We start from the raw sequence: 17,747 nt of genomic DNA, 5'->3' as shown, positions 1-17,747 counted from the left end.
TTTAAGCTAAAAGAATATTAAATAGCTGTAGAATTGGTCAGATGTTCCCAGGCCTTGGCATCGTTGGTGATGGCATTAATCTTATGATTCAGAAACTCGTGGGTTTCAATCCCCAGCAGGAAATGAACCGGCGGATTTTGTTCTTTGCTTAATGCGATTAATGCATCTGCGGCTTTTACCGGATCGTTCGGCTGATTTCCGTTGATTTCATTAAGGTGAGCCTGTTCCGAATTTCTCGCCGATTCATATGCTTCAATAGATCGGGCAGGGATCTTTGCAGAATCCTGGGTCAGGAAATCCGTACGGAAATATCCCGGATAAACTACCGTAGCATGAATTCCGAATGGCCTGGCTTCTTCTGCCAAAGCTTCGGTAAATCCGGCCACGGCAAATTTGGTAGAACAGTAAATTCCCCAGCCCGGAAAGTTCCCGGCATATCCGCCAATCGAAGAAATATTGAAGATATTTCCTGATTGCTGTTCGCGCAGATACGGCATCGCATTCCGGATTACATTCAGGCTTCCGAAAACATTCACCTCAAAATTGGCTTTTGCTTCCTTATCGGTTAGTTCCTCCAGCGTTCCCAACTGGCCATAACCTGCATTGTTGACAATAACATCAACGTTTCCAAAATGTTCAACGGTTTTGGCAAGGGACAATTTTACGTCTTCGTTGTCGGTAATGTTCATGGCCAGCGGTAAAAAGTTTTCTGAAGTTTCTCCAAAAGAATTGGTTAAAGAAGCGACGGTACGGCTGGTGGCTGCCACCCGGAATCCTTCTGACAATAATTTTTTAACCAATTCGAATCCCAATCCTTTTGAGGCTCCTGTAACGAACCATACTTTTTTTGTTTCCATTTTTTTACTATTTGTTTAATGATGGTACAAAGATGGGAAGATGGGGAACGGAAAAAGTAGCCTGATCCGCGAAGAATGTATCCTTATCGTGAGTGCGTCTTAATTATCAGATAAAATAATTTTTAAAAATAGAATAAGGTATTCAACGGAGCCATATTCACCTAAAGATTCTTTTAAAATAGTCCGGTAATCGTTCCATGACCTATTGGTTTATCACCTTCAAAAAAGTCAAAGTCCATTCCTTCGTACAGGCTTCCCGTCAGCTTTTCCGGCTGAAGCAGGGTGACTTCCGAATTAACGGTATCCCCAGGAAACACCAGGTCTTCTTCACCGCTGAATTTCTGAATGGCAATAAACAGGTTTTCATCGAAAGGAAACTTGATAGTGGGCCTGTGGTCTGACGATACAGGAGCAGTAAGCCCTCCATTTTCCGTAGAAGTATAGGTAAGCAGGGCAGTAAAGTGAGGTGTTGTTTTCATAGAATGGATTATAAATAAACTTTGCACAACATTTGTGCCTGTCGGGGATTATTTGCAGGATACCGAATTCAGGACTTCGCTGTATACGGCTTTTGAAGGATCTTTGTAAACGAGGTTGCCGTTATTTTTAGGATCGGTAAGCTCACCGACTTTGAGGTACAATTTATCCTGATCGATTTTCATGATCTTGGTCTCCGTCTGTTTACTGCCTTCAATGGTATAATCATACAACACTTCCATTTCATTGTCTGAAATAAGTTTTCCTAAAAGAGTGCCGGCAGCACCGTCCTTTTCCCACGGCTGCCAGGTCATCTCGCCTTTAACCTGGTCACCGGAAACCGCAAGGTGTACGGAAGTCGTATCCTTGTTTTCTGCTTTCATAAAACAGTAATCGCCTTTCAGTGCGGAGACAGAAACCCTTTCAGTCCGGATGTTTAACGTATCTTTTGTCATAGCAGTTTGCTGCCCGGCTTTTTTATCCTGTTTGCAGGAAGACATGATGAGAACTAAACCGGAGCTCATCAACAAAGGGACTATTTTTTTCATATCATCAGATTTATTCCAGACCAAATATGCAGAATTGTCTCCAAATAAAAAAGAGAAACCCGAAAGTTTCTCCTGAATTAGGGTTGAGCGAAAAAGTTACCACGGGCTGATCCCTGTTTCATCTTCAATGTCATTGCTGAAATACTGGCCGGTCGGGCCGTCTTCATCGGTCAATGTATGTTTGATGATAAAGGATGCCGCACTTTCTATGGAACCCGGTCCGCTGTGATGATTGAAATCGGTTGCGGTATATCCGGGATCGATTACATTTACTTTAAAAGGAAGTGCTCTCAATTCATAAGCAAGAACGATGGTATAGGCATTTAGTGCAGATTTGGAAGGTCCGTATGCTGCATTTTTTACATGATAATATTTCCATTCCGGGTCGCTGTGCAGGGTGAGGGATCCTAAGCCGGATGTGATATTGCTGATTCTCGGGCTGTCCGATTTTTTAAGCAATTCCAGAAAAGCTTGGGTGACTGTTATAACGCCAAAGAAATTGGTTTCAAAAACTTCCCTGATGTCTGAAACGGCTGTTGCTTCTGCGGTCTGCGGCTGAACGCCCAGAATCCCGGCATTGTTGATCAGGATATCGAGTTTTCCCTGCTCCTTTTCAATCTGTTCTTTCGCTTTTAAAACAGATTCCGGGTTGGTAACATCAATTTCAATAGCTTTGATATTCTGAAATCCCTTTTCATTCAGCTCTTTTACTACTTCTTCACCTTTGGTAAGGTTCCGGCTGCCCAAATAAATGAATAACCCTTTTTCGGAAAGTTGTCTGGCGGTTTCCAGCCCGATGCTTCTGTTGGCTCCTGTAATAAGTACGGTTTGCATTTTGTTTTATTTTTAATTAATTACTGAAGCAAAATTCCGCTAATTTCCCGGACCGGCATTTGCCATTTGACAAAAAGAGAATCTCAATGGAGGATGGGTGCTGGAAGATGGGTGATAGAAGATGAAAGTTAGGGGAGTGCGGGTTTGATCTTCTGGCTTTATCATCTGCTTTCTCCTGATTTATTTTTTGCTAAATATTTTTATGCCAGAATCAGATATCAGACTTCGGCCCTCACCGGACTTCAGACTTCCAGACTTTCACAACTTTACATTCTTCCTGATCCTACTCAACGAAGATTGGGTTACTCCCAGATAAGAGGCGACATAGGAAAGCGGAATCCGGTTTACGGCGGAAGGGTAAATCTCCAGGAATTTCAGGTAGCGGGTAGTGGCATCTTCAGAAACAAGCGGACTTCTTCTTTCGACTTTCTGCATCAGTGCCCTGGAAATAATTTTGTGAACAATAGCATCGAAGCCAACGATCGTCTGTATAAGTTCCAGCCAATCTTTCCTTTCAAAGACAATCATTTTACAGTCGGTAACGGCCTGCACATATGCGCTGGAGCAGATCTGGTTATCAAAGCTTTCCAGATCCACCACCAGATTGTTTTCATCGATAAAATATTTGGTGATTTCCTCGCTTTTGTTGTTGTAGTAGCAGACCCTGAGAATTCCATCCGTTAAAAACCCCACCTGCTTCGCTATTTTTCCGGCTTCTGAGAAGTATTCTTCTTTTGGAATCGCTATTTCTTTAGCTTTCGAACGAATAAAATCCATCTGCTGCGGATTGAGGTTTCCAAATCTCAGGATAAAATCAAATAATGCTTTCATGCAGGCAATTTAGGGAAAGTTTGAGGTTCAGCATTTGTCATTTGACAAATTTTTATTTTCCATATCGATCGATCCTAAAAATAAAAACCGGTAAGGCCATCAGCTGATGACTTTACCGGGTATCAATTAATTCCTGAAAATTAATATTTTTCCGACGGAGAGAAAGAAAATTCCGCGCAGGTAATGTTTTATTTAATTGTAATGCTCATATTGGGAACAACAATATCACCTGTAGATCCTGTATACCGCTGGGCAAATATTTCTATATAGTCATTGGTATTAAGTTCGGTGGTTCCGTTGATTGGCAATACGACAATATCATTGGCGGCAGATCCCCGGCCGTACACTTTATACTGGGTAAGGGCCGTACCGTTTTTGGCAATATAAATGATATATGTCCCCGCTGCCGGTACCTGGAAGGAAACGGAGCCGGATACCTGGAAAATCCTCTTTTTCTTCCCGATATACTTCAGCCGGTTCGGTACGCCATCCGTAGAAAATCTGAATAAGTTGGATGAGGTGGAAACCGAAGTAGAGGTTCCTATTTTTACAATATTACTTGGGTTTGCCGTATTGAAGCTAACTCCAATCCCGGTACCCACCGCATAATCTACTGCAAAATCACCCACCGCATTGGCATCGGTTTCTGTAGGAATTCCGGCGGCTCTTACATTCCAGCTGTTATTAAAATTGTATCCTGCATACGTTCCGGTTGTATACGGTCTTACATAACCTGCTGTGGTCGTTCCTGTAAAAACAACAGATTCCAGCACGGCATCACCGGTGATGGTAAGTCCTGCGGCAGAAACATCAAAGCCCACGGCAGTACCGTTTACCTGGCTGAAGCCTCCCTGTTTTTCCACCAGCATAAAAGTGCCGGTCAGTCTTTCATAGGTTCCGCTGTTGTTTCCAAACCAGCCCATGTTGCTGAGCAGCAGCTGAGAAATATTGCTATAGGTGATCCCGTTGGTATTTCCTGTAAACTGGATAATGCTGGCGAATACAAGTCCGAATCCTGAAATGGTACCTACGCTGTTGGAATTCGCAATAATACAGTCCCGGACAACCAGATTCTGGGTAGCGGTGGCATTAAGATTAAAGACAGTACCTCCGGGAGCCGTCATTGTTAAGCTTCTGATGCTGCCTCCTGTAGCACCGTCGAAAATAGTTCCTGAAGTCCTGACGATGATATCATTTTCAGAGTCCATTCCGGAAATATACGCATTGTTAATATCGATCGGCAGGTCAAAATTGATCTGACCGTTAATTTCATACAGGGTATTCGGATCCAGAACGTATTTGGTGCCGTTTCCGGCTGTACGTTCAGCAGCCAATACTGTTGACAGCACATCGGTTGATTTGATCCGCTTAAAATTCGATCTTCCGGAGACACTGCTGGCGACCGGTGACCATGATGCTGTCGTGCTCGTGTAATAGTAAAAGAGTTTTGCTGTTGTATCGTAGACCAGAAGCCCGTCGGCAGGAGCAACAATGGCATTCCGCTGAGTAGTGGTCATTCTCGGAGCAAGCATCCCCCGTGTAGTGGAATTGATATCCAGGGCTGAGCTGGCGTCAGGTGTTGTTGTACCTATTCCCACTTGGGCTTTACCCGTCAGAAAAACGAGTAAAAAAGCCAGTGATAGAAAGGTCCTGAAACTAGTGGCGGTGTAAAAATTCATCATAAAAAGTAATTAGATCGTTTAGATATTCAGGTCTGCTCATGGAATTAAAAACAAAGCTTTAATTCTAATAATCAGAGCAATACTTGATTTCTGTCAAAACTAATAATTCCCTTTATACTGATTTATGATTGTGGTCACAAAGAAAATGAAAAGGATTATAATGGGTAGATAATGATGAATACATCCAATAAGAAAGACTTTTTTCATCAGATAATGTTCAGTCAAAAATTTTGATCAGACGTCTTTTATAAAGTCCTCATATTCGTAGTAGAATCTTTCAAAGCCATCCATTTTTTCTACAAAAAATTCAAAAATTTCCTGCCAGGTATTTTTATTGAAGATGGAGACCTGGTGTTTTTCGACCCAGATTCTTGCTATCACTTTTCCGTTTTCCAGCGTATGGTATTCGTCTTTGTAAAAATCGCCGATAAAGTCTTTCAGGATATCCTCCAGAGACCAGATTTTTTCATAATAGGCATTCCGGAAAATTTCATCTTTCATCTCGATATCCAGAGAAACTTCTGCCTTTTTATTGTCCGCGTAAAATTTGAACGACATATCCTTGATCTTGGTATCGTAAAAAATCCACTTTCTCGGAAAAGATTTCCCAAAAGCCGTCCAAAACTCTTTCTTTAACTGCTGTGCTTCCTGTTTGCTGAACATAAAGACAAAGGTAAGGAAAATTAAAGACCCGGATAAATGGTAAAAGGATTGGGTTTGGAAGTGCGTCTATGAGTAGTTTTACCCTCAAATTTGTCTCTTTTTACTTTTTACCGGGCTCTTTTAATCACATTTCACTTTTTTTCTTATTTTTGCTACAATGCTGTCTAAAAAATCTCAATATGCTTTTAAGGCACTGTCATACCTGGTCGAGAAAAGGAATGACGGCCCTGTTCTTATTTCCGAAATTGCGGACCGAAAGAGAATTCCTTTGAAATTTTTGGAAAATATTCTGCTTGAGCTTAAAAAAGCGGATATCCTCGATAGTAAAAAAGGGAAAGGAGGCGGATATTTTTTTAAGGAAAACCCTGAAAACGTAAAGCTTGCCAGGATCATCCGTCTGGTGAACGGCCCTATTGCACTTCTTCCCTGTGTAAGCCTGAACTTTTACGAAAAATGCGATGACTGCAGTGAAGACCACTGCGGCCTCCACGACGTACTCATCGAAGTTCGCGATGCCTCATTGAATATTCTGGAGAAAAGAACATTAATGGATTTGGTGGATTAGCCCGATCCCTTTTTTTGAATAATTAGTCTACTTTTTTGGTAGGATAATTATTTTATCAGATATTTGTAATACTTCAAATGAAGAAACTATGATTTCAAAAGAAGATGCAGATATTCTGAAACAGCTTACGGCAGAGGAAGGGTTGAAATTCGTTTCATCAAAATTCCCTGAGGGAGCCGTTTTCTCCACATCGCTTGGCCAGGAAGACCAGGTGATTACCGACCTTATTTTCAGGAACGGATTACCGATAAAAGTTTTTACGTTGGACACCGGAAGGCTTTTTCCGGAGCACTACGAACTGCTGGCCCAGAACAATTCAAGATACAGGAAAAAAACGGAAGTTTATTTTCCCGAAGCCACCGATGTAGAACAATACGTTAACGAAAAGGGGATCAATGCCTTTTACCACTCCGTTGAAAACCGGAAGGAATGCTGTTTCATAAGAAAAGTTAAACCTTTAAACCGTGCTTTGGAACAGGCAAAAGTCTGGATTACGGGCTTACGGGCCGGACAATCGGAAAACCGTGAACATATGCCGGTAGTTGAATGGGACGAAGACAGGCAGCTTTATAAATACAATCCTTTGATTCACTGGAATTACGCGCAGGTCGTAGACTACCTTCAAGAAAATAAAGTTCAGGAATTATCCCTTCACAAAAAAGGTTTCATCAGCGTTGGCTGCCAACCCTGCACCAGAGCAATCGCAGAAGGTGAAGACCCGCGTGCCGGAAGATGGTGGTGGGAAAACTCCCATAAAGAATGCGGACTCCACACGCATTAATTCAAAAAATTTAAACTAGAAATGAATACCTATAGACTAGACTATCTGGAACAGCTGGAAGCCGAAAGCATTTACATCATGCGTGAAGTGGCGGCACAGTTTGAAAAACCTGCTTTGCTCTTCAGCGGCGGAAAAGATTCCATTACCCTTGTACATTTGGCAAAAAAAGCATTTGCCCCGATGAAAATTCCGTTTCCGCTGGTGCATATCGATACCGGTCATAATTTTCCCGAAGCCCTTCAATTCAGGGATGATCTTGCGGAAAATATCGGTGCCGAACTGATCGTGAGAAAGGTGGAAGATACCATAAAAGCTAAAAATTTAACCGAGCCAAAAGGTAAATTTGCCTCCCGAAACTGGCTGCAAACCCATACGCTGCTGGATACGATCGAAGAATTTCACTTTGATGCGTGTATCGGCGGTGCCAGGAGGGATGAAGAAAAAGCCAGGGCCAAAGAGCGTTTTTTCTCTGTCCGTGACGAATTCGGCCAATGGGATCCTAAGCTGCAGCGGCCTGAACTGTGGAATATCTACAACGGCAGAATCAGCAAAGGTGAAAATGTGCGGGTATTTCCCATATCGAACTGGACGGAACTGGATGTCTGGAACTACATCAGAAAAGAAAATATTCAGCTGCCATCGATCTATTTTGCCCACGAGCGCGATGTGATTGAGCATGAAGGGCAGCTTATCGCTGTTTCGGATTTTATCCAGATTGATGAAAATGATACGGTGGTTACGAAGAAAGTCCGTTACCGGACCGTCGGAGATATGACCTGTACCGCTGCCGTAGAAAGCTCAGCCGAAACGCTGGATGAAGTAGTGAATGAAATTACGGCATCACGGATCTCCGAACGCGGGGAAACCCGGATTGACGATAAAGTCACCGAAGCCGCAATGGAAGACCGGAAAAAAGGAGGCTACTTTTGATGAGTAATGAGCAATTAGTAATAGGTAATATCAGATGCATTTTTACATCAGATAAAATTCACTTACAACAATTAAATGTAAACTAAAAATAAATAGGTAACATGGCTAATGAATCAATTACTCATTACCCATTACTTATTACCCATATAAAAACATGGACATACTAAGATTCATCACGGCCGGAAGCGTGGACGACGGGAAAAGTACCCTGATCGGAAGGCTTCTGTATGACAGCAAAAATATACTGATCGATCAGCTTGAGGCGCTGGAAAAGCAATCCAAGAATAAAAATGAAAACGGGATCGACCTTGCGATTTTGACGGACGGCTTAAGAGCTGAAAGAGAGCAGGGGATTACGATTGATGTTGCTTACCGCTACTTTTCGACCCCGAAAAGGAAGTTTATCATTGCCGATGCGCCGGGGCACATTCAGTATACAAGAAATATGATCACGGGCGCATCAAACTCCCAGCTGATTGTTATTCTCATTGATGCCCGACAGGGAGTGATTGAGCAGACGCGAAGACATTCGATCATTGCTTCATTGCTGAAAATGAAAAATGTCGTAGTGGCCATTAATAAAATGGACCTTGTGGAATATTCCGGAGAAGTATTTTACGACATTAAAGCTCAGTACGAACTGGTAGCAAAAAAACTAGGGCTGGAAAACGTAAGTTATTTCCCGATTTCCGCGTTTTACGGAGATAATATTGTCGGCAGATCTGAAAATATGCCCTGGTATGAAGGCCCGGCATTGCTGGATTTTCTCGAAACAGTTGAGGTTAATTCGGATCAGGGCTTCAGCAGTCCCAGATTTCAGGTGCAGTATGTGATCCGCCCGCAGACGGATGAACTTCATGATTACAGAGGCTATGCCGGAGAAGTAATTTCCGGAACATATAAAAAAGGGGATGAGATTACCGTGCTGCCGCAAAACATCCAGACAAGGATTTCGAAGATTGAAAACGGCGGAAAAGAGGTGGAATCCGTTTTCGCCCGTCAGCCTGCCGTCCTGCATACGGAAGATGATATCGACATCAGCCGCGGCGATTTTATCGTAAAAACTGATGAGCTGCCGAAAGTGGAAAATGAAATTGAAGCAGTAGTCTGCTGGCTCGATAAAAAGGTGTTGAATGAAGGAAACAAGTATTTCATTCAGCACAAAAGCAAGGTTTTAAAAGCAATTGTGAAAGAAATCGATTATAAAATTGATGTGAATACCCTGGAAAAAATACCGGTTTCTGATAGCATCACCTTAAATGAAGTGGCAAAAGTCCGTTTAAAAACAGCTTCACCGCTGGTATATGACCGTTTTGAAGAAAGCAATGCCACCGGAAATGCTGTTCTGATTGATGAAACAAGCCACTCAACAGTGGGTGCTTTAATGATCTTATAATTTGAATCGGATGGTAATTTCAAGAAAAATTCAGATTAGGCTTAATGTGTTTTTTGCTACGGTGGCCGTCGTACTGATCTCCGTTTTTTCAATGTATGAGATAGGATATCTCGATGAATTGCTGACGGTTCTGGAAAAAGACAATTATATTTTCTACTGGATGCTTCTTGTCGGCTTTTTGGCAGAGATCGTAGCCGGTTCTATGGGAATGGGGTATGGTGTCATCTGTACGACCACGCTCTTATTTATCGGCATTCCTCCGCACGCGGTAAGTGCCAGTATTCATTCGGCAGAAAGTTTTACCACGGCAGCGGGCAGCATCAGCCATATCAGACTGAAAAATGTAAGTAAAAATTTAGTTAAGAAATTAGCTATTCCGGCGGTTATCGGAGCCGTAATCGGAGCGGTTTCATTGACTTATCTCGGAGAATATTACTCTAAAATCACAAAAACGGTTATCTCATTTTATACTTTGTATTTAGGAATTCAGATCTTATCGAATGCCTTTAAGGAAAAACAGGATAAAAAGCTGAAAAGGAAAACCAATTTAACCAGGCTTGGGGTGATTGGCGGATTTATCGATTCTTTTGCCGGCGGAGGCTGGGGGCCTTTGGTAACGGGAACGCTGATCAGAAATTCTTTTACGCCGAGATTTGCCGTTGGAAGTTCTACCGTCGCAAAATTCGTTCTCACCCTTACGGCAGCGATTACCTTTATATTTACTCTGGGAATTCAACACTGGAATATTATTTTGGGTCTGCTGATCGGCGGCATCGTCACAGCTCCTTTTTCTGCCATGCTCACGGCAAAACTTCCGGTAAAAAGCATGTTTGTGGTCATCGGTACCCTGGTCATCATCATGAGCTCCATTACCATTTACAAATCAGTTTTTTAGCGATAAATACCGGGAATGTTGAAAAATAAAATCAGCGAAATATCTTTTCAGGCTTAAAAATATTCTACATTTACACCGCTAAAAAATTAACAATGAATATACATGTAGTTGCGCTTTTTAAATTTAATGAAAATTACCTGATGGAAGCGGTGGAGCTTTTTCAGACATTGGTGCGGGAAACCCGGAAAGAAGAAGGCTGCCTTCAGTATGATCTTATTGAAGACAAAGACAATAAAGGAACTTTTTTTATGGTAGAATTGTGGGAAAGCGAGGAGCACCTGAACCGACACAATGGCCAGGATCACCTGCTGGATTTCAGAAGAGACGTCTCCAAAATGCTGGAAAGCTCAACGATGGTGCACAAAGGATTTAAAACGCTGTAATTCGGGTAAGGGAAATCAATATATTGGAAAAATGACTTTTTTTGGTTCAGATATTATATCCTGGATAAGAGTATGTTGAAATTTTGGAGTTTTTAAAAATAAGAAACTTCTGGATTTCATTTTCTTAATTAAAATAACGTCAGTAAGATATAATGTACTTCTTTTTAAATTAATCACTAACCTTATCAATAGCGTCGGGCTTTAGCCCGACGTAATTATAGCATGATAAAATCCGGCTTTAGCCAAAACATATTATAATTTGGCTAAAGCCGGATCATCATATCTCATAAAGCAAATGGGCTGAAGCCCATTTCTATTGACCGTATATTTATAGTATTCTATATCATGGTCCGGCTTTACTTTATTTTAGAAACCAGATTTTCAGCCATCCATTCTTTAATGGTGGTCGCTGTTTTGGATGTTTCTGTTCTTATTTCCGTATCATGTAAGCCGTTGCCGATTGCCGTTAACATTTCAGTAAGGGAGATTGCAAATGCTTGGCTGGTATGATGCTTTTCCAAAAGAGTCTTTATATAATCCTGTTCTGAAACCTGCTGAAAAAGGATCGGTTTTCCCGTTAATTCGCTCATTTGTAATGCAATCTCATTATAGCTGAGTTCTTCCGGACCATGAATGCCAAATCCTTCAACGCCCGTCCAGGTTGGATCCGTTAGAAATTCTACGGCTTTAGCAGCAATGTCTTTGATGGCGATTTGTGGAAATGGGTAATTTCCGTCGATGGGCAGAGAGAAAGTTCTCAGCTCTTTTAAAGAATTCTTTTGATATAAAAGGGTTTCAAAAAATACCGGACAACGCAATGCTCTTACGGATGCTCCTGACTGACTGATGATATCTTCGCTTCGGTGGAGTGCGGTTATCAGACCTGCCTGCAGATGACTTCCTTTGCCGCCGCCGGACAGATAAACTACTCTTTTTGTCCCGACATTTTTAATGGCCCTAGAAGCTACTTCTGCAAATTCTTCGTAATAGGCATTTACATCTTCCTGGCTGTTGCTCTGCGGTACACAGAAATAAACCGTGTCACAACCTTGCAGGGCTTTTGTAAACTCATATTCGTCCAGCAAAGAGCCCGTAGCAACTTCCACTTTTTCTAAAACAGCGGCCGGTATTTTTTCAGGATTTCTGACAAAAATTTTAACCTCATGTCCTTGCTCTGCCAACTGCTGAAGAATCAGCGAACCCGTGTTGCCTGTCGGTGTTGTTACTAAAATCATAATTGAACTTTTTTATTGTTTAATGAAGTACAAAGATGATGAGCCTATTTTTTATAAACGTTGTCTTAGATTAACGTTTCAGAGCTTTGATTTTAATCTGCTTAACGTTTGCGGGGTAAAACCCAGATAAGAGGCAACCATTTTGTTAGAAAGTCTTGTCAGCAATTTCGTTTGATTGGTTAACACCCAACGGACTTTTTCGATGGCCTCTAACTTTTGAAAACAATAAATACGTTCCTGTGATTTGATATAGGCCAGCTCTAAAATCTGCCGGTAGATAAAACCGAACTGTGGAACCGTTTCCACCAAATGAAAGTAGTCGTCGCGGCTGATCACCAACAATTCCGAAGGTTCAATGGTCTGCATAAACTCGAAAGCAGGTCTTTGATTGATGAAGCTGGATAGCGCAGTTCCAAAAGCATCTTCAAAATGGAAATATCTTGTACTTTCTTCGCCTTCATCAGTATTGCTGAAAAGCCTTAGGCAGCCTTTATTTACAAAATAATAATACTTGCAGATTTCGCCTTCTTTCAGCAGAAATTCGTTACGTTTGGTTTTTCTTAATTGAAAAAACGAGCAGATAGAAGAAAGCGTTTTATCATCAATTTCTGTTCTGGTTTTGATATATTTTTCTAATTGGCTGTACATTTTAAATTCTGATGCCTTTTGGAAAGGCAGGTAACTTTTAAATGGACACAAAGCGTATCCGTTTTATCATTCTTTAATTAAATTTTTTCACTTTACGGAAACGGATCAAAGGTAATTATTCTAATTGATAACCAATGGGATGATAAAATAAAATCTATAAATTCCACAGTTTCTGCTGCTCCGTCATTTTAGGTGATATCTTCTTTATACAAATAAAAGAAGCTGCCCAAAATTTGGACAGCCTCTTTTTAGAAAAAATAGAAAGTATTATTTTAAAGGTGAATAGTTATTTTAAATTGTAATTAGTAAATTCAATATTCACTATTCACTATTCACTATTCACTATTCACTATTCACTATTCACCATTCCCGTTCACTTATTTCACGATCAGCTTTTTCGTTTCCGTGCTTCCGCCAAAGGTGATTTTCACCAGGTAATTTCCTGAAGAAAGGTGGGAAAGGTTCAGATCCTGCTTGTAGAAACCGGTTTGGTTCGTCAGTTCCGCCGAATAAACTTTTTTCCCGGAAAGGTCATAAACTTCTACCTGTCCTTTGCTGTTTACCTTTTCTTTAACATCAAATAAAACCGTAACCTGCTTGTCTGCGGTCGTCGGGTTCGGGTAAATACCGAACGATGCTTTTTTGGAGGCAATATCGGTTGTTCCTAAAGAGGAAGTAATGTTTTTGTATTTAAAATACATATTTCCGGTAGAGGATCCCTCATTGGAAGTGAAATACATCCTGTAATATTCCGAACCCTGTTTGATGTAATATACCACATTGGTGTAAATTCCCTGCGTAGGTTTCCAGCTGTGACCAATTGCCGTAATATTATTCGAGAATGCTGAAGACGCCGGAAGGGTAGAGGAAGCTGTTGCCTGAGTTTCAGGCTGTACTTTGGCTACCGTAATGTTGGTATTCTGGATCACTCCGGACATTCTATATTTCATGGTTGCAGGCTGTCCTGTGCTGGGATTTGTATACGGATAATCCGTCCAGTATCGGGTAAACATAAAATCCCAGTCTGTTCTTGAAGGCTCAAGGCTGGCCACCTTATCTCCTGTTGCGAAAGAAAAATAATTGAAATATGCATCATCGCTGCCGTTGGCAATAGTTTTGGAGGTGGCGGCATCCCAGGAAGAATTGGCCGCATTCCATTTGGCATATTTAAAAGTATAGCCGCCGAAATAATCGTCGATCATAAACTTGTAATATGTATTGTTGGAAACATATTTTAGGATGAAAATTACTTTTCCTTCAATATGGTGATTTCCGGGGTTGTATTCTCCCCAGCCGTAAGTCGCTGTTCCCTGTTCGAAAGCACCTTTCTGGATAGATGTTGTATTGTCAAGGTTGTACAAAGGTGATCCGTATGAAGCGACACTGTTTGTGGTAATACTGTTCCAGTCATTCGGATTGTTTGAAGCCTGGTATACTTCGATATTCTGCGCATCATTCATTCGGGTTCCGAAACTCATGCTTGAATTCCTGTAAAAAGCAATATCCCAGGTATTGGCAGGCTGGGAAACCATATTGTTGGTACTCAGATCAAAAAATACACGGTTCTGGTAACTTGCGCCCATCGACATATTAACGGTGGTATATCCGTTGGCATCGGTCTGGGAAAATACGGTCTGCTGTACCCCCAACGCCAGCATGGCTGTAAAAAGTAATTTTGTTTTCATAATATAATGGTCTCTATTTATTATTTAGAATGATTCCACAAAACTATATAATTATTTTTAATTATTCTAAATAGAAACATGATTTTTGTCGTGTTTTTAAATTAATTTGATCTGAATCCTTTTCATTAGGCTGTTTTAAAGCGGATTAAATTTTGTTCATTAGACCTTTTTGGTATTAAATTATTATCTGGATTTAAATATCGTTGGGTTTACACATTTAATAGAATAAAAAAAACTGATCTATGAAATCATAAATCAGTTTACATGTAAAAACGGTTTAATAAATCTATTTCTTAATGAATTTTGATTTTACTGTTGTACTTTCTGCGGTTTCGATTAGGATATAATATACACCGGTCTGTAGGCTGGTGATATCGAAAGACCTTCCGGATAATTTACCGGCAGCAACCTTCCGGCCTCCTGCGGAATATACCTGGATGTTCTTAAGATCTTTTTTGGTGATAAATTCCAACGCTGTATTTTCTGAATTCACGGCAAACTTTACTTCTTCCTTTGATTTTACCTGATCGGAAACCGCCAGGCTGGTTGAGGTATTGTACACCACATTGTCGATCTGTACGGCTACATGGCTTGTGGAAGGGGTAAATCTGAATACAATATATTGTAAAGTTGAAGCCGGAATATTTACGCTGATGTTTTGTACAGTGCCTACTGCCGATAATGTGATCGGGTTTCCTACAGCAACAAAAGTACTCATATCCGTTGTACTTGAAGCCATACCGATCTGGATGGTTCCGGGACCGGGAGAGGGAGATACCAGCATGGTCTGAAAGGATAAGGTCTTGTCTCCCGCAGGAGCTACGATCTGTGGAGTGATCAGATAAGATGGAGCCGTACCGTTATTTCCTGCATATGATTGCACCATTTTATTGTTCGAATCGTTAGCATCAACTGCTACGATCATTCTGGGAGAGACAGGCGGCGGAGTAGAAGTTGCCGAAGCTACTACAGCAGACCAGCCACCCTGTGGAAAGGTCGTATTTCCTGCCGTAAAACTGTTAAAATTCTCATTAATTGTCGCTACTTGTGCATTCGCTGAGACAGCTGCGAGCATCAAACTTCCAAAAAGTAGTCCTAATTTCATATTATTATTTTTATTTAGAATTATTCAACAAAAGTACATATTTATTTTTAACTATTCTAAATAAAGCATTATATTTGTCGAAAATTTTTGTACCTCATGAAGAAGAAACTGCTTTCCATTCTATCATTATCTGCTGTTCTCTATGGACATGCACAAGAAAAAGACTCTGTTAACCAGACGAAAATAGAGGAGGTGGTAATTACCGGACAGTATATGCAGCAGTCGATCAACAAGTCGATTTACAAGGTTGAGGTGATTGATGCGCAGCAGATCAAGAATATGGCAGTGACTACGGCAGCAGAGGTTCTCAATCAAAATCTTAATATCCAGATTGTACCCGATTCAGGAAATGGAGATTCCAGTGCTAATATTTTAGGTCTCAACGGTGCTTACACCAAAATTCTTATTGATAATATCCCGGTAGTGAATGACCGTGGAAGCGGGAACCAGACCGATCTCAGTAAAATAAATGTGAATAATATAGAGCGTATTGAGGTGGTAAAAGGTGCAATGGGCGTGGAATATGGGAATAATGCGGTAACCGGAGTTATTAATATCATCACCAAAAAAACATATTCCCAAAAGTTTAACGCCAATCTATCATTACAGGAAGAAACCGTAGGAAAGGATTATGACTGGTTCAAAAAAGGAAACGGAAGACATGTACAGTCTTTGAATCTGGGATATAGAATAAGTGACCACTGGACGGTAACTGCAGACATTAATCATAATGATTTTCAGGGGTACAAAGGGAAATATAATGGCTATACCTACTTCAGCGAAATGGATAACGGAGGCCGGGGATATGAATGGCTTCCAAAAGATCTCCTTATTACTAATGCCGCCATAAGATATGCCAAAAACAATACTTCCCTGTTTTATAAAGTGAATTATCTCCGTGAAGAAATTAACTTCTACAGCCAAAATGTGGACGAACTTTCGTTAGGCGGGGGAAACAGGACCTACATCGGTAATGACAAGGATTATTTTACTAACCGATGGATTCATCAGTTCAATATTCAGACAAAACTGGGAAGAATTAATTATTTAGGAGATTTTTCCTACCAGACGCAGGAACGGCAGACCCAGGATTATCAATATGATGTCCCGGCCAGACAGGAAAGATCCCGTGATCCTAAGAGTACTTATTATGATTCCAAAGTTTTTTACTCCAGAGGAATGTTCAGTAATTTCCTGGACAGTGAAAAGATTAATTTTCAGTTGGGATATGAGCTGGATAGGACCAACGGCTTTGCTAATTCTGCTACGTTTCAGAGTATAGAAAAAAGAGACAATGTCAACAGAGCTATTTTTAGCTACGCTAATTTTATTTCAGCAGAATGGAAGGTTTCGGATCAATTTTCATTGAGACCAGGATACAGATTATCACTTAGCGACAGGTTCGATTCCCAAAGCAATTACTCACTAACGGCGAGATACAGTACTTCGCAAAAGTCAGATCTCCGTGCAGTATTTGGTTCTTCAAACCGTTTTCCAACTTACGAAGAACTTTATACTTATACAGTGGATGCCAATCATGATATCCGCGGAAATGAGAATCTGAGTCCGGAAACAGGCTATTCTGCAGGATTATTTTGGGATTATAAAACGAATATTGCCAATACTTGGAGATTCGATATTAGCCTTTCCGGTTTATACCTTGATGTAAAAGACAGAATTGAGAGTGTTATTATCAGCAATAGTCCGCTGAGATATACTTATCTCAATATCAACAAATATAACTCAATTCTTTTTGGCGGCGGTTTTTCTGCAAAACGTAATCATTTTTCCGTAAATGCCGGAATTTCAGTAATGGGGATTTCCCAGGAACTCGTTGCAGGAAATACTACTTCACCTGATGACTACAACTTTTACGCAGAAGCTAACCTGGCAGTAAATTATACACTTCCTCAGACAAAAACTTTATTTGCACTTTATTACAAATATAGCGGGAAAAGAAAACAATTTGTACAGGAAACCACCACAAATCTTTCTGCACCTTCCAATTTTATTCTTGGAGAAGTAGGTAGTTTTAATATGCTCAATTTCACCATAAGCCAGCCTTTTTTCAAAAACCATTTTGAACTCGGTGCAGGTGTGAAAAATATATTTGATGTAAGCAGTGTGAGGAATTCTATACAGGCTGGTGGAACACATAATGTGGCGGCAGATAAGCAGAATCTTTTTTACGGCAGAAGTTATTTTATCCGTTTAAATTATAATCTTTAAAAT

At 40.7% G+C, this 17,747-nt stretch carries 18 protein-coding genes; 7 read left to right on the top strand and 11 right to left on the bottom strand.

Going from position 1 to position 17,747, the window contains the following annotated elements; all coding sequences use genetic code 11:
* Positions 1 to 17: 17 nt before the first annotated feature.
* The 7 genes from QE422_RS15530 to QE422_RS15500 all read right to left on the bottom strand — a co-directional run bounded on the left by QE422_RS15530 (position 18) and on the right by QE422_RS15500 (position 5,892).
* Positions 18 to 857 carry an SDR family NAD(P)-dependent oxidoreductase gene (locus QE422_RS15530; protein WP_307460307.1) on the bottom strand — a complete coding sequence of 280 codons (840 nt, stop codon included), beginning with the start codon at positions 855 to 857 and terminating at the stop codon, positions 18 to 20.
* A 173-nt stretch (positions 858 to 1,030) separates the two neighbouring features.
* Complete coding sequence (locus QE422_RS15525; RefSeq protein WP_307460304.1) at positions 1,031 to 1,336, bottom strand: hypothetical protein; 306 nt, start codon at positions 1,334 to 1,336, stop codon at positions 1,031 to 1,033.
* Between the two features lie 48 nt (positions 1,337 to 1,384).
* Positions 1,385 to 1,882 (bottom strand): hypothetical protein, encoded by a 498-nt coding sequence (locus QE422_RS15520; protein ID WP_307460303.1) that lies wholly within the window; start codon positions 1,880 to 1,882, stop codon positions 1,385 to 1,387.
* A 96-nt stretch (positions 1,883 to 1,978) separates the two neighbouring features.
* On the bottom strand, positions 1,979 to 2,716 hold the full coding sequence (locus tag QE422_RS15515) for an SDR family NAD(P)-dependent oxidoreductase (RefSeq protein WP_307460301.1): 738 nt from the start codon (positions 2,714 to 2,716) through the stop codon (positions 1,979 to 1,981).
* Between the two features lie 258 nt (positions 2,717 to 2,974).
* Positions 2,975 to 3,547, bottom strand: coding sequence for a Crp/Fnr family transcriptional regulator (locus tag QE422_RS15510; RefSeq protein WP_307460299.1), 573 nt, complete (start codon positions 3,545 to 3,547; stop codon positions 2,975 to 2,977).
* Positions 3,548 to 3,735: 188 nt separating this feature from the next.
* Positions 3,736 to 5,229, bottom strand: a complete 1,494-nt coding sequence (locus QE422_RS15505; RefSeq protein WP_307460296.1) for a hypothetical protein — start codon at positions 5,227 to 5,229, stop codon at positions 3,736 to 3,738.
* A 234-nt stretch (positions 5,230 to 5,463) separates the two neighbouring features.
* Positions 5,464 to 5,892, bottom strand: a complete 429-nt coding sequence (locus QE422_RS15500; protein WP_307460293.1) for a DUF4268 domain-containing protein — start codon at positions 5,890 to 5,892, stop codon at positions 5,464 to 5,466.
* Positions 5,893 to 6,049: 157 nt separating this feature from the next.
* On the opposite strand from QE422_RS15500, the gene QE422_RS15495 reads away from it, so the two are divergent.
* From QE422_RS15495 to QE422_RS15470, 6 genes are all read left to right on the top strand, one after another.
* Positions 6,050 to 6,457, top strand: coding sequence for an Rrf2 family transcriptional regulator (locus tag QE422_RS15495; RefSeq protein WP_307460291.1), 408 nt, complete (start codon positions 6,050 to 6,052; stop codon positions 6,455 to 6,457).
* 88 nt (positions 6,458 to 6,545) lie between these two features.
* On the top strand, positions 6,546 to 7,238 hold the full coding sequence (locus tag QE422_RS15490) for a phosphoadenylyl-sulfate reductase (RefSeq protein WP_307460289.1): 693 nt from the start codon (positions 6,546 to 6,548) through the stop codon (positions 7,236 to 7,238).
* A gap of 21 nt (positions 7,239 to 7,259) precedes the next feature.
* On the top strand, positions 7,260 to 8,168 hold the full coding sequence (gene cysD / locus QE422_RS15485; RefSeq protein ID WP_307460286.1) for a sulfate adenylyltransferase subunit CysD: 909 nt from the start codon (positions 7,260 to 7,262) through the stop codon (positions 8,166 to 8,168).
* Between the two features lie 154 nt (positions 8,169 to 8,322).
* Complete coding sequence (locus QE422_RS15480) at positions 8,323 to 9,564, top strand: sulfate adenylyltransferase subunit 1 (RefSeq protein ID WP_307460284.1); 1,242 nt, start codon at positions 8,323 to 8,325, stop codon at positions 9,562 to 9,564.
* Between the two features lie 10 nt (positions 9,565 to 9,574).
* Entirely contained in the window at positions 9,575 to 10,459 is an 885-nt protein-coding gene (locus tag QE422_RS15475) for a sulfite exporter TauE/SafE family protein (RefSeq protein ID WP_307460282.1), read from the top strand.
* Positions 10,460 to 10,551: 92 nt separating this feature from the next.
* A complete protein-coding gene (locus QE422_RS15470) occupies positions 10,552 to 10,842 on the top strand; it encodes a putative quinol monooxygenase (RefSeq protein WP_294297162.1) in 291 nt (96 codons plus the stop codon).
* Positions 10,843 to 11,198: 356 nt separating this feature from the next.
* Here QE422_RS15470 and QE422_RS15465 read toward each other — a convergent pair whose 3' ends face one another.
* The 4 genes from QE422_RS15465 to QE422_RS15450 all read right to left on the bottom strand — a co-directional run bounded on the left by QE422_RS15465 (position 11,199) and on the right by QE422_RS15450 (position 15,515).
* The gene (locus QE422_RS15465; protein WP_307460279.1) at positions 11,199 to 12,077 is read right to left on the bottom strand and encodes an NAD(P)H-binding protein; all 879 of its coding nucleotides are present in this window, start codon (positions 12,075 to 12,077) and stop codon (positions 11,199 to 11,201) included.
* Between the two features lie 78 nt (positions 12,078 to 12,155).
* Positions 12,156 to 12,725: a Crp/Fnr family transcriptional regulator gene (locus QE422_RS15460; RefSeq protein ID WP_307460277.1), complete on the bottom strand. Its 570-nt coding sequence runs from the start codon at positions 12,723 to 12,725 to the stop codon at positions 12,156 to 12,158.
* Between the two features lie 377 nt (positions 12,726 to 13,102).
* Positions 13,103 to 14,410, bottom strand: a complete 1,308-nt coding sequence (locus tag QE422_RS15455) for a T9SS type A sorting domain-containing protein (protein ID WP_307460275.1) — start codon at positions 14,408 to 14,410, stop codon at positions 13,103 to 13,105.
* Between the two features lie 286 nt (positions 14,411 to 14,696).
* Positions 14,697 to 15,515 carry a T9SS-dependent choice-of-anchor J family protein gene (locus tag QE422_RS15450; protein ID WP_307460273.1) on the bottom strand — a complete coding sequence of 273 codons (819 nt, stop codon included), beginning with the start codon at positions 15,513 to 15,515 and terminating at the stop codon, positions 14,697 to 14,699.
* 96 nt (positions 15,516 to 15,611) lie between these two features.
* Here QE422_RS15450 and QE422_RS15445 point away from each other — a divergent pair, with 96 nt between their 5' ends.
* The gene (locus QE422_RS15445; protein WP_307460269.1) at positions 15,612 to 17,744 is read left to right on the top strand and encodes a TonB-dependent siderophore receptor; all 2,133 of its coding nucleotides are present in this window, start codon (positions 15,612 to 15,614) and stop codon (positions 17,742 to 17,744) included.
* Positions 17,745 to 17,747: the final 3 nt, after the last annotated feature.

The organism is Chryseobacterium sp. SORGH_AS_0447 (genome assembly GCF_030818695.1).
Classification (GTDB): Bacteria; Bacteroidota; Bacteroidia; order Flavobacteriales; family Weeksellaceae; genus Chryseobacterium.
The sequence above is the reverse complement of the archived record's forward strand: the minus strand, read 5'-3'. Positions and strand labels throughout refer to the sequence as shown.